The sequence below is a fragment of the Arthrobacter sp. B0316-1-20 genome, from assembly GCF_059091865.1.
Map to the genome: position 1 here is coordinate 86,777 of NZ_JBNHHC010000022.1, position 19,324 is coordinate 106,100.

A 19,324-nucleotide genomic window follows, 5' to 3' on the forward strand; every position below is an offset into this window, starting at 1 on the left:
TTTTCAATGCGGGGAAGCGGGCTGCCGCATAGCGGCCCGCTTCTTTGTGCGTCCGGCACTTAGGCGACGACGAACGGAAGATTGACGGCAACGCGGGTTCCGGCACCCGGGGCGGATTCGATATGCAGGGTGCCGCCAGCATCGTGTACGGTATCGCGCAGGATACGCAGGCCGAGGTGGCCGTCCCGCTGCGGATCGGCCGGACTGAAGCCGTCGCCGTCGTCGACAATTTCCAAAAGCACTGAGTCGCCGCAGTCCGTCAGCGATACCCGGACCAGCCGGGCCCGGGCATGTTTGGCGGCGTTGGTGACTGCCTCCCGTGCAACGCGGTAGAGCAGGGCAGGTTGGACGATGGCCGCCGGGGCGGAGTCATCGATTTCCAGCTGCCAGTCCGCCCCGCGTTTGCGGACCAGATCGCCCAATCCATCCAGCGCGACCGGCAGCCCCACGGCCGAGAGGTCGGGCGGATACAGTGCCACGGTGATCCGGCGCAACGTGGCGATGCTGCCCTGGACAATGTGCTTCGCCAGTGCCTGGAAGTCGTGGTCCGGCCTTGCCCGCTGCTGTTCGCGCGATTCCAAGCTGTAGGACAAGGCGGCCAGATCTTGGATGACATCGTCATGCAGGGCGCGGGCCAACCTCTGGCGTTCATGGTCCGATGCGGTGATCGACTGCTGGAGCAACCGCCGGCGGTCTTCACCATCTTTTTGCAGGCGGCGGGCCAATCGGATCGCCGGAGCCAGTTGGAGCAGTTGCAGCAGCGCCAGCGCTACCAGGACGACGGGCAGGATGCCCAGCATTTCGTCCTCCATGCGGTTAATCTCATCCGGCGGGTAGTACAACTCGAAGATATACTGGCTGCCGTTGGCCCCTGCCGCCTGCACGTAGACTTCGACGAATTCACCGTGGTCCAGCTCAAAGATGTTGTCCTCCCGTCCCGGGGTTCCCAACACGGAGACAGGAGCCCCGCCCTGCAGCTGGGCCGCGAGGCTGGCCGGAAAATCGAACTGCTGTCCGACCAGCGCATCAACATCCGAGTAGAGGATAGTCCCGTCGGCATCCCAAATTTTCAACCGAAAGACGTGGCCGTCGCGGATCAGCGGGTCAACCTCGTTGTCCAGCTTGGCCACGGCAGCGGCATCACCGGCCAGCATCGCTTCGGTCACGACCGGCGCAAATTCATGCTCAACTATCAGCTTGGTGCGCTCGGCAACGTGTGCCAGCGCTTGGTCCACGGCCAGGGAACGGGCGACCACCACCACGGGAACCGCAACAATGATCAATGCCGCCAGCCCGGACAGTGCGAAGCGCCGCAAGGCCGCCTGCATTTCAGAACCTCTCCGCCCGTTGCCTTCCGTCCGAGCGTCGGGGAGAACCCTGCGCCGGATCCGGGTGGCCAGGTCAGCGCTCATGGCCGGCGCCCAGCAGTTCCAGCCGTTGCGCCGTGGCGACGGCTTCCAGCTGCGAATGGGCACCGAGCTTGGCGAGGATCGACTTCACATAGCCACGGCAGGTGTGCTGGGAGATGCCCAGCGTCCGTGAATTGGTGCGAACATCGTAGCCGGCGGCCATCAGGGCCAGCACTTGGCGCTCACGTACGGTGAGAGCCGGGGAACCCGGTGTTCGGGCAGCCTGCGGGCGACGGTTCTGGCTGAGGATGGCGGGATAGACCACCATGCTGCCGCTCTTGGCGTGCCGGACGGTCTCCAGCAGGGTGGATAGCGACCCATCCTTGGGCAGGAATCCGCACAAGCCCGATCCAGCGGCCCGGGCGAGCACATCGGGCGACGGGTTGCCGGTCAGCAGGATGATCCGCGTATCCGGGGCGGCTGCCAGGATCTGTTCGGCGGCGTCCAGCCCATCGCCGTCGGGCAGGTGGTAGTCCATGACCACCACGTCGGGCCTGGACCGCCGGCACAGGGCAACGGCTTCGTCGACGCCGGCGGCTTTGCCGACATTGATCAGGTCCGGCTCCCTGCCCAGCGCATCAGACAACAGCTCCGCGAAGGTAGTGTGATCGTCAACCACGGCAACGCGGAGTTCATGCTCAATCCCCAAAGAGCTCATTTTTCCCCAACTCAAGACACGAAGGACTTGACCCCACTATGAGTATGCATGGACTGTGAAAGGTTGTACATACTTTTCAGTCCATGCCCCTCACAGGCCTCGTGGGGATCAGCTGGTCATAAGCGCCTTGGTCAGGAAGGTTTTGACGATGTCACCGGCTGCCACATAGTGCGATTCGACCGGAACGGAAGCCATCCGATGCGCCATCTGCGTGCGGGTGGCCGCTGGCGCCAGCCGTTCGTTGAGCACCAGCAGTGCAGCCAGCACCTCCGATAGGCCGGACTCGGCCGTGGCGTGCAGCAGTCGGCCGTACACCTCCTGCAGGGCAGGACCCGGGGAACAGCCGAGTTCGTCATTGAACAGGCGCCGGCACCGATCGTAGGCCTGCAGCCCGTCGGCGTGGCGGTCGCATTGTTCCAGCCCGATAATCAGGGCTGCCCAGGCCGCCTCGTTGAGCGGAGCGGCGGCAACGCAGCGCTGGGCCCAGAGAACAGCCTCGTCGGGCCGACGCAAAGTCAACGCTGCCTCCGCCGCCAACAGTTGCGCGTGCAGCACCATCTCTGCGTGCGCGGCGCGGGCTTCCTCCGCCCACTCCGGAGTCAGCTCGTCGCCGAGCAACGGCCCGGAAGCAAGCGAGAGCGCATCGGTCAACAACGGATACGCGTTGGCCGGAGCGGCAAATTCGGCGGCCCGGAGCAGTTGTCGGAACCGGTATAAATCGACGTCGACCAACTCCCGGTCGATCATGTAACCGCCATTGGCGGTGCGCAACGGCCCGGACTTGGCGCAGCCAGGCTGCAGATTGCGGCGCAGAATGCTGACGTAGCTTTCCAAGGTAGCCAAGGCTTCGCCTGGTGCCCGACCGCCCCACAACATGTCCACCAATCGGTCTTTGGACATCGGCGAGCCGACATTCAACAGCAGGATTTCCAGTACTTGGCGCGGTTTTGGTCCGCCCAGCTTCTCAGCCGTCAGTACGGTATTTCCGCGCGAGATGCGTAAATTTCCGATCATTTGAACCGAAACGGGCATGGCCCGTCCACCCAATTGCTCCACGATTCCCCCTCGTAGGATGCACCCCCCAATGAGTGCACAACCATCGTGTGCTGGCAGCGTCTTGGCGGGACAGCCCCTAGTGGGGGAGTCCCCACCCCCAATTTGAGGGGTGGCTGCACAGCACCGGGTTTTCCCAAGGACTCGCCGCGATTCTGTAATCGTGCCCCTGAGGCTTGCGGTGCAGCGCAGGCCAAGCCTGCGCGGCAGCCGCAGATCGGCCGGGGCACGCGGCCGGGCCCTGGCCCTCGTCCCCCCAAAGCCAGGGCCCGGTCCAGCCAGGGGCACGCGCTCAGGCGGGGTAGGGCCGGACGGGCCAGGGAATGTGCTCGCGCACATCGGTGAGGTTCATGCTGACCTCCAGGAACAGGTCGTCAAGCATGTACTCATCCACACCAAGGATGGTCAGCGAATGCCCGCGTCCTTGCTGCGGCCCGTCCAGGGCGACGGCGGATGCGCAAACACCAGTCCGCCAGTCGATCCGCACTCGAGTGCGGCCTTCCAGAAGCAGCGGATGGTCGGCGTCGTACGGTCGATACGTGAGGTTGGGCGAAACAATGGCCTCCAGCATATGGCGGCCCCCGTGTTCAGCCTCGCTTAGTTCATGGATCTCAACCGGGTTGGCGAAGGGAGCTTCATACGCCACCGGAGCGCTGCCGGCCAGCTCAACCGGATCCAGCATTGCCGACCAGCGTCCGTTGCCGAAGATCGGTTCCCCATAAGCGGCCTCGGGCCGGCGGCGAACCAGATCAATGCCATTGAACACTGGCGTGACCAGGTGCGGCGGCAGCAGCCACGACTTGCGTGTCGCGCTGACGTAGAAACCGTCGCGCGAGTCGTTGATGCCCGTAGTGCTGTAGAGCAGTTGGCCGTCGCCCGACTCAACCCGGAGGGCGCCCGGGCGGCGGGTCCAGGCACGCAGCATGCCGGCAGACGGATCCCCCTCCTGAGCACCTGGATTGACGGCGCGCAGTTCAAACCGCAGCGAGTTCCACTTCCACGGAGAGGACCGGCATAGGCACCTGAAGATTTCCGCATTGCCGGCCGCGTCGCCGGGTCTCAGCACGCTCCCGCCGTTCATATCCACAGTGTAGCCGCCGGGTCACGCCTCCGGCCCGGCGTGCAGTAGGTTGGGTCCATGGTCGAGGAATTGGTGCTGCTGTGGCCCGACCATACGCTGGCATTCTGGATGCTGCTGGCCGCCGGCGGGTATCTGCTGGTCGTCGGAACCGGGTTGAGCTGGATCGATCTGCGCACGCACCGGTTGCCGAACCGCATTGTGTTTCCGGCCTATGCCGTCTCCTCGGTGCTGCTGCTCGCAGCCTCGCTAGCCGGCCACGATGGCGGTGTCTTCTGGCGCGTGCTGGCCGGTGGCGCGTTGCTCTGGGCCTTCTACTTCGCGGTCAGGTTCGCCTATCCGGCGGGCATGGGATTCGGCGACGTGAAGCTGGCCGGTGTGCTGGGAATGTATCTCGGGTATTTGGGCTTCGAACACCTGCTGTGGGGGACGTTTGCCTCATTCCTGCTGGGCGGAGCGTACGGACTTCTGCTGGTGCTGCTGCGGCGCGGCACCCTGAGCAGCCACATCCCGTTCGGGCCGTTCATGGTGGCGGGAACGTGGGTGGCGCTGCTGATGCCGACCTAGCGACGTAGGCTTGGATGATGCCAACCCCCGATTTCATCCTGCGGCTGCGCGAGAAGATTGGCCACGACCTGCTCTGGCTCCCTGGGGTCACCGCAGTGGTGCTGGATGACCGAAACCGGGTGCTGCTGGGCCGCCGCGCGGACAACGGGCGCTGGACGCTGATTACCGGGATTCTCGATCCCGGCGAGCAGCCTGCCGTGGGCGTCGTGCGCGAGGTTTTGGAGGAGACAGGCGTGGTGGCCGAAGTTGAACAGTTGGCCGAGGTGCATGCCGGCGGTCCGATGGAGTTCGTCAACGGTGATCAGGCCCAGTTCCTGACGCTGAATTTCCGGTGTCGTTACGTCAGCGGCAACGCCCGGGTGAACGACGACGAGTCGGCCGAGGTCGGCTGGTTTGGACTGGATGAGCTTCCGGAGCTGACCGACTACCACCGGGCCAGACTGCAGGCAGCGCTGAGGGCAACGGGCGTCCCGGAGTTTGTCCGCTGAAACTATTGGACGTCCGAGTCGGGTGGCGGCAGGACCACTTGCCGGTCTTCGTCGACGGATTCGACGCCCTCGATCCCGGCAAGGGAAGCGCGCTGTCCCTCCGGAAGTGACCCGGTGATCATGCCCAAGGTGGAGAGCACGTTCTCCACGTGCATGCCGCCGGCCGTCAACTGCTCGGCAATCCGACCGGTATCGGAGAGGTAGTCCTGGCGCACCGTGACGGTGATCTGCATACCTCCCATGATATGTCTCCGGCGACCGGTCAGGGGAAGGGGTTGGGAAGGGGTTACTGAGGGGCAAGCACCAGCCCTGCGGCGACATCGACCGAAAGCAGGGGCAAGCGCTCGGCTTCCTGGACCAGGGTGGCCCAAAGTTCCAGACCTCGCCGGCCGGTTGACTGCGCCCACAAGGCTGCGACGCCGGCAGCGTGCGGCGTCGCCATGCTGGTTCCGCTGATGGTGTTGTAGCGCTTCGGCATGGGCCACGAGGAGTACACATGGACACCGGGACCGGCACAGTCCACCTGCCCTCCGCGCAGCGGAAGGCTGCGGGCTGAAAAGAACGCGGGGTCGAGGGCCTGGTCCAGGGCCGCCACTGCCATGATGAACGGGCTGTTGGCCGGGGACCCCACGAATCCGAATTCGCCTTTCCGCCGGTCCGCATTATTGCCTGCTGCGGCAACGATCAGGGATCCTTGTTCCAGCGCCCGGCTTCCGGCGGCTGTGTAGGGCGGGTGGATCTGTGCTACATCGGCGCCCAGTGACAAGGAAATCACCGCGCAATTGTTTCCCACGGCCCAATCGATCCCAGCCAAGATGCCTGCATCGGTGCCGGAACCGGCGTTGCTCAGCACTTTTCCGGCAAAGATTTCCGCTTCATGAGCCACACCGTAGCGGGGACCGGTACCGGGAACTTTCGGCCCGCAGGCGATCCCGATGCAGTGCGTGCCGTGTCCGTGCCCGTCCTGGGGCGGCTCGCCGGTGACGAAGGAAGAGCTGGTAATGCCGCGGCCGGCAAAATCCGGATGCGAGCCATCGACGCCGGTATCCAGCACGGCGACCCGCACGCCTTGTCCCGAATAGGGAGATGAGACGGCCCGGGTTGCCTGCAACCCCCAGGTGAAGTTGTTGTTGTCGGCGAAATCGGCGGGCGTGGTCCCTGCGTCTCGCCCGGTAAGCGGGCCCGCTGCGAGGCGTCCGGCCAGGTCTGCCACACCGTCGCGGTAGCCCGCCACATAGTCGTCGGCCGCCCCCAGCACATCGTGGATGAGTTCGGGCGAGACCGAAAGGACCCGGTGTTTGTCCGCGGAGCTCACTTGGAGCGCACCGATTTGGTCTGGGGCGGCATCGACGACGGCGATGCCCAGACTCGCGAAGAGGGTTGCCTCCGCGCCGGAGGCCGTGTCCGGATCAACCCCGCGGGTGCCGAAGTCGCGGCTGTCCGCCACATGGGTCAGCCCTGCTGCCTCGGCCAGGATCCCGGCACAATCATCGGAGCGGTCGGCGAAGACGACGATATAGCGTCCAGTGGTTTTCGGTTGTTCCGGCAGTGGGTAGTCGGCCGTCCTCAGGGACGGGGCCTGCGAATCGCCAATCATGGAGACCTCCTGCACAGTTCTCGGCATGTCCCCAGACGGCCCAGACAGCGGTCGTATCCGGCCTCCACCGGGTGCCCAGGGGCACGTGTGCGCTTATCCTAATACGGGCCGCGGCGTCCACAAGCTGTTTTCAATCGTTTCAGCTTCGTCAGGGCCCAAATAGCTGCATGGGCGGTTTCGGAGGCCCCAAAAACGTCGGGCGGAACGGACTCGAGAAGCCCAGAGGGCGCCCCGGCACAAGCCGGAGCGCCCTCGGATACGCGGGTGCGGCGGGGTACTACTTCGCCTGCGGCGGGACGGTCATGGACAGCACATCCAAGGCAGAATCCAACTGCTCTTCGGTCAATTCGCCGCGCTCCAGGAAGCCAAGGGCCACGACGGACTCGCGCACGGTCAGGCCTTCCTTGACCGAGTGCTTGGCGATCTTGGCGGCGTTTTCGTAGCCGATGTACTTGTTCAGCGGGGTCACAATCGAGGGGGAGGCTTCGGCCAGGAAGCGGGCACGCTCCACGTTGGCGGTCAGCCCGTCGATCATCTTGTCAGCCATGACGCGGGACGTGTTGGTCAGCAGGCGGATGGACTCCAGCAGGTTGGCGGCCATCACCGGAATGCCCACGTTCAGCTCGAAGGCGCCGTTGGTGGAGGACAAGGCGATGGTGGTGTCATTGCCCACAACCTGGGCAGCAACCATGATGGTGGCCTCGCAGATGACCGGATTGACCTTGCCCGGCATGATCGAGGATCCCGGCTGCAGATCCGGGATGGCGATCTCGCCCAGGCCGGTGTTGGGGCCCGAGCCCATCCAGCGCAGGTCATTGTTGATCTTCATGAACGCGTAGGCGATGTTCCGCAGCTGGCCGGAGGCCTCGATCAGGCCGTCGCGGTTGGCCTGCGCCTCGAAGTGGTTGCGGGCCTCGGTCAGCGGCAGCCCGGTGTCGGCCGCCAGCAGCTCAATCACGCGCTGCGGGAAGCCGGCCGGAGTGTTGATGCCGGTGCCAACGGCGGTGCCGCCCAGCGGGACCTCGGCCACGCGCGGCAGCGAGGCTTCAATGCGTTCGATGCCGTAGCGAACCTGTGCGGCGTAGCCGCCGAACTCCTGGCCCAGGGTGACCGGGGTGGCATCCATCAGGTGGGTGCGGCCGGACTTCACCACGTCCTTGAACTCCTCGGCCTTGCGCTCCAGCGAAGCGGCCAGGTAGTCCAGCGCCGGGATCAGATCGTTGATCAGCGCCGAGGTGGCGGCCACGTGCACCGAGGTCGGGAAGACATCGTTGGAGGACTGCGAGGCGTTGACGTGGTCGTTCGGGTGGACCGTCTTGTCGCTGCCGGCGTCCTTCAGGGCGCGGGTGGCCAGTTCGGCCAGGACCTCGTTGGTGTTCATGTTCGAGGAGGTGCCGGATCCGGTCTGGAAGACGTCGATCGGGAAGTCGCCGTCGTACTGGCCCGTGGCTACCTGATCGGCGGCAGCGGCGATGGCCTTGGCCAGCTCGCCGTCCAGCACGCCCAGTTCGGCGTTGGCGGTGGCGCAAGCCTTCTTGACCCGGGCCAGGGCCTCGATGTGGGCGCGCTCGAGAGTCTTGCCGGAGATCGGGAAGTTCTCGACGGCGCGCTGGGTCTGCGCACGGTAGAGGGCGTTGACCGGAACCCGGACCTCACCCATGGTGTCGTGTTCGATGCGGTATTCAGCAGAATCAGCAGAAGTCATGGCTCCAAGCTTAGGCCCGCCGCGGCACCGGTTCCGAATCGTGTTGCGGCGCAGCCGGCGGTGCGACGGCGGCCTGCTGCCCGTGCAACCGGCCGCCGTTGGGGCTAGAGCGCGCCGTGTCCTGCGACCAACTCGGCGCGGCCGTCCGCCAGCCGGTAGGCAACTCCGACGACGGCAGTGCGTCCGGCGTCGACGGCCTCCGAAATGGCGCGCGAGCTGTCCAGCAGACGTTCGGAGGATTGGCGCACGTTTTCGATCACCATGTCGTTGAGGTCGTCGAGTCCGGCGCGCCGGGCAGCCAGGACCGACGGAGAAATCCGCTCCACCAGGTCGCGCAGGCCGCCGCGCGGCATCATACCGGTGTCAATCGTGTCTTTAGCGGCGGTCACCGCGCCGCAGCTGTCGTGGCCCAGGATGACGATCAGCGGGACGTTGAGCACGTCCACGCCGTATTCCAGCGAGCCGATCACCGCGTCGCCGAGAACGTGTCCGGCGGTGCGGACTACGAAGGCATCGCCCAGGCCCAGGTCGAAGATGATTTCTGCCGCGAGGCGTGAGTCGGAACAACCAAAGATGATGGCAAAAGGATTCTGTTCGTTGACCAACGAACTGCGCCGGGCGGCGTCCTGATTGGGGTGGACCGACTCGCCTGCAACAAAGCGTGCATTGCCGTCGAGAAGTTTTTGCCAGGCCTGGGCGGGAGTCAGTGAGGTGGGCACGAAGCAACCTTACTGCTTTCAGCGGCCCTAACCGCGCATTCGCGACGCTTTGGCGGACGTAGGTTACTTGCGGTCCAGTTCATTCACGACGGCGGTGGCCAGCACGTCGAATTCGTCCAGTTCCGCCGTGCCGCTGAGGATGACGGTGAAATCGCCGTGCTCCAGCACCAGGCTGCGCTCGCCTTGGCCGGCATCGCGCAGTTCCCAGCTGGCCCCGGCCTTGCGGTCGCCGGTCACCGGCGCGTTCCCGGTTGCCTGGCCAATCCAGGTGGGATTCGCCTTGTCGGTCTGGACCAGCCCGATGTACTGCTGGCCGGGCGTGAGGTAGCCGACTTCCCAGGCCGGTACCCGGGCCGCGCCCCCGGTGTTCCACCGGGCGTAGTTGGAGGTCCAGCCCTCCGGAAGATCCACGGCGAGCGGCAGGTAGCCCGCGGTGGATTCGGCCTGGAGCGCGACGCCGGGGACGTCAATATCCCGTTTGTAGACATCGGGCTTGCTGCCCGGGTTCAGGAACATCACCGGCAGCAGCACGGCAAGCGTGAGACCCACGGCCAGCAACATGCCGACTACCGGTGCTTTCGCCCGGTTAGCCTGCTTGGCCGTCAGGACAGGCTTGGCGGGCAATTCAGCCGATCCAGCCGATGGGGTCGATTCCTCGGGACGCACTTCACTCACCGTTCCATGATCTCAGATACCGCCTCCCCCGCGCACACTGACAGCCGTCCCTAGGGCGGATGCTGACCCGGACGCGCTGTATCCCCGGGTGCTGGCGACTATGATCGAAAGCAATGGAAGATGTCCGCAGCGCAGATGCATCCATCACGGCACCGCAGCCGGTGTTGTCTGAAGAGCTACTCGAAGATGAGGTCGAAGTGTCCCACGAAGCCCAGGCTGATCCCTTTTCCAACTTCCCGCCGTCGATGCGCGTCGGCGACAACGAGCCGGACCGCAACCTGGCACTGGAACTGGTGCGCGTCACCGAAGCCGCGGCGATCGCCGGCGGCCACTGGGTCGGCTACGGGGACAAGAACGCCGCCGACGGCGCGGCCGTGGACGCCATGCGCGCGTTCCTATCCACCGTCAGCTTCAACGGGGTGGTCGTTATCGGCGAGGGCGAAAAGGACGAGGCCCCGATGCTGTACAACGGCGAAAAGGTCGGCGACGGCACCGGGGCCGAGTGCGACGTCGCGGTGGACCCGATTGACGGCACCCGGCTGACGGCGCTGGGCATCAACAACGCGCTCTCCGTGCTGGCCGTCTCCGAGCGCGGGACCATGTTCGACCCTTCGGCCGTGTTTTACATGGAGAAGCTGGTCACCGGGCCCGAAGCAGCGGACCTGGTGGACCTGCGGCTGCCCATCAAGCAGAACCTGCACCTGATCGCCAAGGCCAAGAACAAGAAGGTCAACCAGATCAACGTGATGATCCTGGACCGCGACCGGCACAAGCCGTATGTCGAGGAGATCCGCGCCGCAGGTGCGCGCACCAAGTTCATCATGGACGGCGACGTGGCCGGCGGCATCGCGGCCGCCCGTGAGGGCACCGACGTCGACGTCCTGATGGGCATCGGCGGCACTCCCGAGGGCATCATCACCGCCTGCGCCATCAAGTCCCTGGGCGGCGTGATCCAGGGCCGGCTCTGGCCGACCAGCGACGAGGAAAAGCAGAAGGCCATCGACGCCGGCCACGACCTGGACCGGGTGCTGACCACCGATGACCTGGTCACCAGCGACAACTGCTTCTTCGTGGCCACCGGCATCACCGACGGCGACCTGCTGCGCGGCGTCCGCTACAAGAACCACAAGGTCCTGACGCAGTCGATCGTGATGCGCTCCAAGTCCGGCACCATCCGCATCGTCGAGGGCGAGCATCAGGAATACAAGTGGGACCGCTTCGAGCGGAAGCTCTAGCCGCAGGCATAGCAAAACCCCGCACCGGCCAAGCTGGTGCGGGGTTTTTTGCGGGCTGTTCCGGCCCCCTGCCCGGCGGGACAGCCCGTGCCGGGTCAGCGGGGGAGCTTGCCTCGCAGCTTTCGAAGGGCCGGCACGACGGCGGTGCGCGCCTTGTGCGCCGCGGGGACGACGGCGGTCCGCGCCTTGTGCGTGAGGGGTCCGGCTGCCTCGCGGGCCCGCCGGGTGAGCAGATAGGCCCGGTACATGAGCTGGTTGACCGGCAGGTCCCAGCTGCCCGGGTAGCTGACCTCGTAGCCGCCGAATGAACGCTTGAACCGCGAGAACCCGGCCCATTGATGGTCGGGCTCGTCTTCGGGACTGACGCCCCACATGTCGAAGCGGTCGATGCCGGCCGCGCGGGCATCCATCATCATGGTGACGACCAGTGGAATCCCGGCATTGAGTTTGCGGTGGGCATCGTCAGCGGCGGCGTGGGCGTAGACCCGGGTCGAGTCCGTGTCGTAGGACAGCGCTGCCGCGATCGGCTTCCCGTCCAAGCGGGCGGTGAAGATTTTGGCCGCGCCGGCCGGCACCAGGGTGCGGGCAGCCTGCCGCAAGTAGTCATCGGACTGGGCCTTGAAGTCTGCGCGCTCGGAGACGTCGTGCAGGAATCCCAGCAGGATGTCGATGTCTTCGGGGTCGGAGGAGACGTCGAAGGTGACGCCCTTCTTGTGGATGTTCCGGTAGAGGTTCCGGCTGGTGCTGCGCATGCCGGCCAACAACTCCTCTTCCGGCTGGGTGAGATCCAGCATCCAGGTGAGCTTCGGCTGGACATCCACCGGGGCCTTGACCAGGCCCAGTGACTGCAACGCCGCCTGCGGCCGCTGCCCGAGGTCCGTGCCCACCGGTTCGATCCGCACGTAGTGGGCGTTCTGCTCGGCAGCCAGGGAACGCAGCGCCGCCAGGGCGCGGACCAGTGCCGCATGGTCTGCCGCCGCGGGGCCGTACGGGACATACAGGAACCGGCCCAGCGGCGTCTTTTCCATCATGGCCAGGAAAGCCCAGCCGTCTCCGTTGCGCTCGAATACCTCCTTGCCCAGGCTCCGTTGGAAGCGGGCCCATGGTTCGGACTGCAGGATCGAAGCGGTCAAAGTGATACTCCCGTTCGTTGTTGGTCGAATTCATGCGTGCTGCCCGAAGTGGTGACCGCGAACAACACGGCACCGGCTTCCGTTCCGGCTGCCGGATGGACGTTCACCGGCTGTTCGGCAGCGGGAATGAAGGCGGCCTCGCCGCGGCTGATCGTCAGGTCGGACTTCGGCGAGTCCAGCAGCACGCTCCCGGAGACCGCCAGCACGATGGTGGGACCATGCTGGGCCAGCGGTACGGGGCTGCCGCCGTCGGTCAATTCAATGCGCTGGAGTTGGAACTCGGCAAATGGCGGGCAGTACAGTTCCTGGCCCGCATCGGTGGTGGTGCGTTCCACGAACGGCGGGGTGATCGGGCGGAAGTCGGTGATCTTCACCAGCTCCGGCACATTGATGTACTTGGGCGTCAGGCCGCCGCGCAGCACGTTGTCCGAGGTGGCCATGACCTCCACGCCCAGGCCCTGCAGGTAGGCGTGGATGTTGCCGGCCGGCAGGCACAGCGCCTGGCCGGGGGAGAGGGTGACCAGGTTCAGCAGCAGCGAGATCAAGGCGCCTGGATCGCCGGGGTAGAGTTCCGTCAGACGGGCGGCCGCCGCGTATTCGCTGCCCAGGCTTCCGGCAGGTGCAGCCGCCAGCACGCGGGCGGTGTCGGTGGCCAGCCCGGTGGAACGATCGCCGCCGTCGAGCAGCGCGACGAAGGCGCCGCGCAGGGCCGCTTCCTCGTCGCCGGAGTCCAGCAGCTCCAGTACCTCGTCCAGGAGGTCAAGGCTGGCACCGGCCTCCGCCAGCTTCGGCCGCAGACCGGCCAGCAGCCGGGCAGCGTCGCGCGGGGGACGGAAACCGCACAGCGCCTGGAAGTCACTGAGCGCAAAAATCATTTCCGGCTTGTGGTTGTCATCCCGGTAGCTGCGCTGCGGGTCGTTGAAGGAGATGCCCGCGGAGTTCTCCGCGGCGAATCCGGACTTTGCCTGTTCCAGTGTGGGGTGCACTTGGAGCGAGAGGGCCGAATCGGCGGCCAGGACCTTGGTCAGGAACGGCAGGGTGGCGCCAAACAGGCCCAGCACCGATTCACCGAGGGTGGCGCCCGGATTCTCCTTGATGAACTCGTCCAGCGGCTGGTCACCGCCGGCCAGCTGCACCATGGAGGGAGAGTCGGGATGCGCGCCGATCCAGAGTTCGGCTTCCGGCCCTCCGGACGGTTCCCGGCCGAACAGCTCGGCGATTGCCGTCGTCGAACCCCACGCGTAGGGGCGCAATACATTGGTCAACCGGTACATCTTGAAGCCTCTTCCTCGTCCTCGTGTAACAAATGATCCTGCCAGAACAACCTGGTTGGGCCCGACAGCCCGCCCGGCCATCCCGTCCAGCAGCACCCGGCCTCGCCGGAATAACGAGTCAGGGGAGCGAGCACTTGCCGTTGTCGGCCAGCAGGGAACCGATCGTAGCGGTATCGCCAATCTCGGCCAGCTGCTGGAGGTACTCCTCGGTGATCTGAGGATCCGCCGCGGCCGGCGTCTCCGCCGGTTTCGGTGTGGACTTCTTCGGCTTCTTGGCTCCGCCGCCGTCGTTCTTGGAGGCCTTCTTTTCAGTCTCCTGTTCCTGGGTGAACATCTTCTGAACCCGCGGGTGGATCACGGAGAAGTCCGGGTACGTGACGAAGTTGTCCGCCGCCGTGCCGAAGTCCGGCGGCCCAATGGTCAGCCGCTCCGTCTTCTGGTCCTTGGCCTTCAGCGCCAGCGAGACGAAGCTGCCCAACTGGGAACTGGGGATGTCCGTTTCCACCACCTGCTCGCCTGCTTCAGCCAACTGCTGGAAACGGGTCAGCACGGTGGCCGGGTCCAGCTGGTTGACCATGGCGGACATGACGCACTGCTGCCGCTGGACGCGGTCGTAGTCGGTGGCGAATTCGCGGGAGCGGGCGTACCAGAGTGCGTGGTAGCCGTCGAGTTCCTGGACGCCCGGGGCAATCCAGCCCTTGGGCGGGTAATGCTGGTTGGTTCCCGGAATGGTCCTGTTGGAGATCGGCACCCAGCCGCCGGCGTCCACGGTGATGCCGCCCATCGCGTCGACCAGGGACTCGAAGCCGCCCATGTCCACCAGGGCGTACGCCTGGATCTCGATGCCCAAAATGCCGCTGACGGCGTCCTTCATGGCTTCCGCTCCCGGATTCTTGGCGTCCGGGTAGCGGTCGGCATGGTTTTGCTCCACGTCCACGTAGAGGGCGTTGATGATGCACTCGTCGCCGCAGTTGAAGCCTTCCGGATAGACCTCGTGCATCGGAGAGTCGGCCGGGAACGGAGCGTTTTGGAAGTTGCGCGGAATCCCGAACATGACGGTGTGGCCGGTCTCCGCGTTCACGCTGACCACCTGGATGCTGTCCGGGCGCAGCCCGACCCGTCCCGCGCCGGCGTCGCCGCCCATCAGCAAGAAGTTGTAGCGGCCGTCGACCGGGTCGAACGCCGGCCGGGTCTCGAAAATGCTGCCGAAGGCATTGCGGCTTACGTTGAGCAGATAGGCGGCGTAGCCCAGGCTGCCGCTGGTGATCACCATCAGCGCGGCCAGTGCCAACGCCACCGCGGGCTTGGCTCCCGGGGCCAGCAGGTTGGGCCTGATGATCCGCAACGTATTCAGGAACAAAAAGGCCCAGAACAGTGCCAGTGCTGCCAGCACCACGACCAGTACCAGCGAGCTCCAGCGGCCGGTGGCCAGATTCACCAGCAGCGGCCAGTCAACCAGCGCCACAATGCCTGCCGCCAGGATGGCTGCCCAGACCAAGAGCGTGACCGCCAGCGCGCGCCGGCCCAGCGCTCGGTCCCCGGCCACCAATTGCGCACTGCCGGGGATGACCAGGGTCAGCAGCAGCAGGACGAAGGCGCGCTTGGTCCGCACGGGCGCCGAGGCGTGCTGCGGATAGCGGACTGGGTCCGTCATTCCGCGGGCCGACGCGCCGGACGGCCGGGTGGTCGGCTGGAGACTCACTGGCTAGGCCCCGCCCGAGCCGGTGACGCGTTCGCGCAGGGCGGCTCCCTTGTCATAGGCGGCCTGCCGCAGGCCGGTGGCGAACTCCAGCAGGGCAGGCTGCAGTTGCTCGGCCAGCGCATCGCCGCCGGCAGCCAGCATGCGCACGGCCAGCAGCCCCGCATTGCGGGCTCCGCCGACGGACACGGTTGCCACCGGAACGCCGGCGGGCATCTGCACGATGGAAAGCAGGGAGTCCATGCCGTCCAAGTACTTCAACGGCACCGGCACGCCGATCACGGGAAGCGGAGTCACCGAGGCGAGCATGCCGGGCAGATGCGCGGCACCGCCGGCGCCGGCGATGATGATGCGCAGTCCCCGGGTATGGGCTTCTCTGCCGTAGCTGATCATGTCTTCCGGCATCCGATGCGCGGAGACGACGTCCGCCTCATACGGGATGCCGAATTCTTCCAGCGCCTGCGCGGCGGCCTCCATCACGGGCCAATCGGAATCCGAACCCATTACGACGCCGACTATCGGCTTTTGGCTCATGGCTTGCCTTCCTGAGGGTCCACACCGTCACGGATGATCGAGGCGACACGGTCTGCGCGCCGGCGCAAATCCTCCACCTGGGACGCGTCCCGGCCCACCACGTTAACATGGCCGATCTTGCGGCCCGGGCGGACCGACTTGCCGTAGCCATGGACCTTGACGGCGGGCTCGGCCGCCAGCGCGCGCGGGTAGGCCGAGAACAAATCCGTATTAACGCCGCCCAGATAGTTCTTCATCACGACGACGCCGCCGAGCACCGAGGTATCACCCAGCGGCAAATCCAAGACCGCGCGCAGATGCTGTTCGAACTGGCTGGTGGCGGAGCCGTCCTGGGTCCAATGGCCGGTGTTGTGGGGGCGCATGGCCAGTTCGTTGATCACGAAACCGGCGCCACGGCCGGGCGTGGCGAACAACTCGGCTGCCATGACGCCGGTCACGCCGAGCTCGTCGGCGAGCTGCAGGGCGGCCTGCTGGGCAGCTGCGGCGACTTCTGCGGGCAGGTCCTGGGCGGGGGCGATCACTTCGTCGCAGACCCCGTCCACCTGGATGGTGTGGGCCACCGGCCAGGCCCGGGCTTCGCCGGAGGGCGTCCGGGCCACCAGCGCCGACAGCTCCCGGCTGAAGTCGACCTTCTCTTCGACCAGCAGCGCGCCGCCGGTGAACCAGTCGGCGGCGGCGGCGGCCGCGGAGCCATCTTGGATGATCCGCACGCCCTTGCCGTCGTAGCCTCCCCGTGGCGTCTTGAGTACCACCGGCCAGCCGGTCTGCTCAGCGAAGGCCACGAGCTCGTCGACGGTGGAGACGGAGGCCCAGACCGGGTTCGGCAGCCCCAGCTTATCCACCACCTCGCGCATGACCAGCTTGTCCTGCGCGTGGATCAGGGCGTCCGGATGCGGCTGCACGTTCACGCCGTCGGCAATCAGAGCCTGAAGGTGTTCAGTGGGAACGTGCTCGTGGTCGAACGTCAGCACGTCCAGGCCCTGGGCGAAGTCGCGCAGCGCCTGCAGGTCGCGGTAATCCCCGACCGGTGCCTTGGCGACGGCGGAAACCGCCGAGACATCGTCGGCTTCGGCCAGAACATGCAGTTCAAAGCCGAGTTCCACTGCACAGGGGGCCATCATCCGGGCGAGTTGGCCGCCGCCTACTACACCGATTACTGGAAAACTCACCTTGTCAGGTTACCGAACCCACTCTGGCAGAACTGCATTGCCTACCCCCGCGCCGGGATGTCCTAGGTAACCTCCAGTCTGGGGCAATACAATGATGCGTTGGCCGGCACGATTCCGGCGTCAGAACGAAAGGGCCTTTCCTTCGATCATGAATCGAACCATTTCCGAGCGCATCAGCGGCCTAGTTTCCCTTTTTTGGCGGGAAGTAGCGAAGTTCGGCACGGTCGGCGGGATCGCCTTCATCGTGGATAACGGCGTCTATTGGTGGCTGATCAACGGGCCGATGGACGACAGCGTGGTGAAGGCGCGATTTGTTTCCGCCTCCGTGGCGACGCTGTTCTCCTGGGTGGCCAACCGCTACTGGACGTTCCGCCACCGCCGCCAAGCGAACGCGCTGCGTGAACTCGTGCTCTTCGTCGTGATCAACGTCATCGGCATGATTATTTCGGCAGGCTGCGTGTGGATTGTCCGGTACCCGCTGGAAATCACCGAACCCACCATGCTGCTGTTCGCCGGCATCTTCGGTACGGTCCTGGCTACCGTCATGCGGTTTTTTGCCTACCGCTTCCTGGTGTTCAACGTGGAACTGGATGCCGAGCCGGAGTTCGCCGACGACCACGAAATCTTCGAAAGCCACCACGGCCAGCATGTGGCGACCACGCGGCCGTTGGACACGCCCGAAATTGACGGGCCGCAGGCGTCTGGCCCCACCAGGAGCTAGGCGGCGGGAGGAGCTGGCACGCGTCGGAGCCAGGCGGCCAGCGGGTCGTTCAGAGTTGCGCGCTGACGCGTTCGCTGTCCAGCAAGCGCTGCGTCACTTCGACGCCCGCATGCACCAGGACCACGGTGCCGCCGCCCTGCCATGTCGCCAGAGCCTCGCGCAGCACCTCGGGCCAGGCGGTCTGTGCCGGCACCAGCAGGACCCGGGCCGGCGCCGGCCGGCCGAGCAGTTGGGCGAAGGTGAGGTCTCCGTCGTCGGACTGCAACGCCAAGCCGTCAGCGGGCAAGGCATCCAACCCCAGATAGGCGTCAGCGTAGGACCGGACTTCCGCCGCGTAGTCCAGGACGTCCTCCGGCAATTCTCCCGGCCAGCGCAGCTGAAGTGCCCCCGGGGCCACCAGCACCTGGTGCGTGCTGTCGCCGGTCAACTGATCGGGATCGGCTGAGACCAGCACGTCGGGGGCAGGTTCTGCCGCGTCAAGCCGGACGGTAGCGCCGGCCTGCCATGCTGCCAGCGCCCAGACCAGCGACCGCCAGTGCGGCTCCATCCGCAGGCCCACGGTTGTTCCTTCGCCGGCGTCCAGCTCCTCAACCAGCAAGTTGGCTGTTTTGGCCACCCAGTTGTCCATCACGCGACCGGACAGCTCGACGCGTTCTCCCTCCGGTCCGTACCAGACCAAACAGGGCGAGGAGTCGGGGCGCAGCCGGGCTAGCAGGTCGGTGATGGTGGCGGTAGGGTTCACGGTGTTCCTTTGGTGCGGATGGCGGACACCTGCCGCGGTGCGGCGGTGGCCGGGGTTTCGTTAGCCGTCGGGGGTGTGGCGTATGTCACGCCGGCAAGATCTTCGCGTGGCGTGCCCGGTTTTGGGCCCGTCTGTCTCTAAGATTCCCGCCGGCACTTGACTTGGACCGGATTACACCCGTGTAATTAGGTTATTAAACGTGTAACAGCAGTCTCGTATTCGGCGCTGAGATCCAGCACTGGAGTCGAACTTAGCACCATGCTGGTACAGCAACACCGGGAGGGCTGATGGGGCAGGCAGAACGTATTGCGCACCGGCGAGAGCTAGAGGCACAGGCTTCGGCATCGCAGGGAACGCGCGGCGTACCGGCAGATTGGTATGTGGATCCGGCTGATCCGGCGGCGGCAGAGCGCTTCCGCGAATCCAGCCAACAGACACTGGAGGACGCGGCTACCGCGTTCCTGGCGGCACACGAAGCACTGGCGGAGGAGCCCGAAGCCGACGTGCTGGAGCTGACCGCTCCGCGACTGCTGCGGGAACCGGAGGCCGAACCCGCGCAGAAGCCGCTGTGGATCGGATTACCGGGCTTCGGGACCGGCTACGAGGATGAGGGTGAACTCGGCTGGCAGGCCGATGCCCTCTGCGCCCAGACGGATCCGGAGGCCTTCTTCCCTGAGAAGGGCGGCTCTACCCGCGACGCCAAGAAGGTCTGCGGGGCGTGCACGGTGCGCTCGCAGTGCCTGGAGTACGCGCTGGCCAATGACGAGCGGTTCGGCATCTGGGGAGGGCTGTCGGAGCGCGAGCGCCGCCGGCTACGGAAAAGAGCGCTCTAATTCAGCAGCACGTTCGCGTCACCGCCGTTGTAGTT

The 19,324-nt window shown here is 65.9% G+C and carries 20 protein-coding genes; 5 read left to right on the top strand and 15 right to left on the bottom strand.

Going from position 1 to position 19,324, the window contains the following annotated elements:
• Positions 1-59: 59 nt before the first annotated feature.
• The 4 genes from AC5RW2_RS27970 to AC5RW2_RS27985 all read right to left on the bottom strand — a co-directional run bounded on the left by AC5RW2_RS27970 (position 60) and on the right by AC5RW2_RS27985 (position 4,201).
• Entirely contained in the window at positions 60-1,328 is a 1,269-nt protein-coding gene (locus AC5RW2_RS27970; protein ID WP_494074784.1) for a sensor histidine kinase, read from the bottom strand.
• 73 nt (positions 1,329-1,401) lie between these two features.
• The gene (locus AC5RW2_RS27975) at positions 1,402-2,058 is read right to left on the bottom strand and encodes a response regulator (RefSeq protein ID WP_493950809.1); all 657 of its coding nucleotides are present in this window, start codon (positions 2,056-2,058) and stop codon (positions 1,402-1,404) included.
• 117 nt (positions 2,059-2,175) lie between these two features.
• Positions 2,176-3,099: an AfsR/SARP family transcriptional regulator gene (locus AC5RW2_RS27980; RefSeq protein WP_493963402.1), complete on the bottom strand. Its 924-nt coding sequence runs from the start codon at positions 3,097-3,099 to the stop codon at positions 2,176-2,178.
• 313 nt (positions 3,100-3,412) lie between these two features.
• On the bottom strand, positions 3,413-4,201 hold the full coding sequence (locus AC5RW2_RS27985) for a hypothetical protein (protein ID WP_493950807.1): 789 nt from the start codon (positions 4,199-4,201) through the stop codon (positions 3,413-3,415).
• 57 nt (positions 4,202-4,258) lie between these two features.
• Between AC5RW2_RS27985 and AC5RW2_RS27990 the strand changes: the two genes are divergently transcribed.
• Together AC5RW2_RS27990 and AC5RW2_RS27995 are read left to right on the top strand one after the other, a co-directional pair.
• Positions 4,259-4,765 (top strand): prepilin peptidase, encoded by a 507-nt coding sequence (locus tag AC5RW2_RS27990; RefSeq protein WP_493950806.1) that lies wholly within the window; start codon positions 4,259-4,261, stop codon positions 4,763-4,765.
• 17 nt (positions 4,766-4,782) lie between these two features.
• Positions 4,783-5,253, top strand: coding sequence for an NUDIX hydrolase (locus AC5RW2_RS27995; RefSeq protein WP_493950805.1), 471 nt, complete (start codon positions 4,783-4,785; stop codon positions 5,251-5,253).
• Between the two features lie 2 nt (positions 5,254-5,255).
• On the opposite strand, the gene AC5RW2_RS28000 is transcribed toward AC5RW2_RS27995, so the two are convergent.
• The 5 genes from AC5RW2_RS28000 to AC5RW2_RS28020 all read right to left on the bottom strand — a co-directional run bounded on the left by AC5RW2_RS28000 (position 5,256) and on the right by AC5RW2_RS28020 (position 9,949).
• Positions 5,256-5,486 carry a hypothetical protein gene (locus AC5RW2_RS28000; RefSeq protein WP_493950804.1) on the bottom strand — a complete coding sequence of 77 codons (231 nt, stop codon included), beginning with the start codon at positions 5,484-5,486 and terminating at the stop codon, positions 5,256-5,258.
• 53 nt (positions 5,487-5,539) lie between these two features.
• A complete protein-coding gene (locus tag AC5RW2_RS28005) occupies positions 5,540-6,850 on the bottom strand; it encodes a S8 family serine peptidase (RefSeq protein ID WP_493963403.1) in 1,311 nt (436 codons plus the stop codon).
• Positions 6,851-7,127: 277 nt separating this feature from the next.
• Positions 7,128-8,555 carry a class II fumarate hydratase gene (locus tag AC5RW2_RS28010; RefSeq protein WP_493963404.1) on the bottom strand — a complete coding sequence of 476 codons (1,428 nt, stop codon included), beginning with the start codon at positions 8,553-8,555 and terminating at the stop codon, positions 7,128-7,130.
• A gap of 104 nt (positions 8,556-8,659) precedes the next feature.
• The gene (locus AC5RW2_RS28015; protein WP_493950801.1) at positions 8,660-9,274 is read right to left on the bottom strand and encodes a carbonic anhydrase; all 615 of its coding nucleotides are present in this window, start codon (positions 9,272-9,274) and stop codon (positions 8,660-8,662) included.
• A gap of 63 nt (positions 9,275-9,337) precedes the next feature.
• On the bottom strand, positions 9,338-9,949 hold the full coding sequence (locus AC5RW2_RS28020; RefSeq protein WP_493963405.1) for a DUF4245 domain-containing protein: 612 nt from the start codon (positions 9,947-9,949) through the stop codon (positions 9,338-9,340).
• 245 nt (positions 9,950-10,194) lie between these two features.
• On the opposite strand from AC5RW2_RS28020, the gene glpX reads away from it, so the two are divergent.
• Positions 10,195-11,184, top strand: coding sequence for a class II fructose-bisphosphatase (gene glpX, locus AC5RW2_RS28025; RefSeq protein WP_493951200.1), 990 nt, complete (start codon positions 10,195-10,197; stop codon positions 11,182-11,184).
• A gap of 95 nt (positions 11,185-11,279) precedes the next feature.
• On the opposite strand, the gene AC5RW2_RS28030 is transcribed toward glpX, so the two are convergent.
• The 5 genes from AC5RW2_RS28030 to AC5RW2_RS28050 form a co-directional block, all read right to left on the bottom strand.
• Positions 11,280-12,317 (bottom strand): lipid II:glycine glycyltransferase FemX, encoded by a 1,038-nt coding sequence (locus tag AC5RW2_RS28030; RefSeq protein ID WP_493963406.1) that lies wholly within the window; start codon positions 12,315-12,317, stop codon positions 11,280-11,282.
• Entirely contained in the window at positions 12,314-13,591 is a 1,278-nt protein-coding gene (gene manA / locus AC5RW2_RS28035) for a mannose-6-phosphate isomerase, class I (protein WP_493950798.1), read from the bottom strand. Before manA ends, AC5RW2_RS28030 begins: the two co-directional genes overlap by 4 nt.
• 118 nt (positions 13,592-13,709) lie before the next feature.
• Positions 13,710-15,245 carry an LCP family protein gene (locus AC5RW2_RS28040; RefSeq protein WP_493963407.1) on the bottom strand — a complete coding sequence of 512 codons (1,536 nt, stop codon included), beginning with the start codon at positions 15,243-15,245 and terminating at the stop codon, positions 13,710-13,712.
• A 51-nt stretch (positions 15,246-15,296) separates the two neighbouring features.
• Positions 15,297-15,824 (bottom strand): 5-(carboxyamino)imidazole ribonucleotide mutase, encoded by a 528-nt coding sequence (gene purE / locus AC5RW2_RS28045; protein WP_493950796.1) that lies wholly within the window; start codon positions 15,822-15,824, stop codon positions 15,297-15,299.
• Positions 15,821-16,993, bottom strand: a complete 1,173-nt coding sequence (locus AC5RW2_RS28050) for a 5-(carboxyamino)imidazole ribonucleotide synthase (protein ID WP_493963408.1) — start codon at positions 16,991-16,993, stop codon at positions 15,821-15,823. Before AC5RW2_RS28050 ends, purE begins: the two co-directional genes overlap by 4 nt.
• A gap of 148 nt (positions 16,994-17,141) precedes the next feature.
• On the opposite strand from AC5RW2_RS28050, the gene AC5RW2_RS28055 reads away from it, so the two are divergent.
• A complete protein-coding gene (locus AC5RW2_RS28055) occupies positions 17,142-17,714 on the top strand; it encodes a GtrA family protein (RefSeq protein WP_493950794.1) in 573 nt (190 codons plus the stop codon).
• A 49-nt stretch (positions 17,715-17,763) separates the two neighbouring features.
• Here AC5RW2_RS28055 and AC5RW2_RS28060 read toward each other — a convergent pair whose 3' ends face one another.
• Positions 17,764-18,456 (bottom strand): TIGR03089 family protein, encoded by a 693-nt coding sequence (locus tag AC5RW2_RS28060; RefSeq protein WP_493950793.1) that lies wholly within the window; start codon positions 18,454-18,456, stop codon positions 17,764-17,766.
• Positions 18,457-18,743: 287 nt separating this feature from the next.
• On the opposite strand from AC5RW2_RS28060, the gene AC5RW2_RS28065 reads away from it, so the two are divergent.
• Positions 18,744-19,289 carry a WhiB family transcriptional regulator gene (locus AC5RW2_RS28065; protein WP_493963409.1) on the top strand — a complete coding sequence of 182 codons (546 nt, stop codon included), beginning with the start codon at positions 18,744-18,746 and terminating at the stop codon, positions 19,287-19,289.
• Positions 19,290-19,324: the final 35 nt, after the last annotated feature.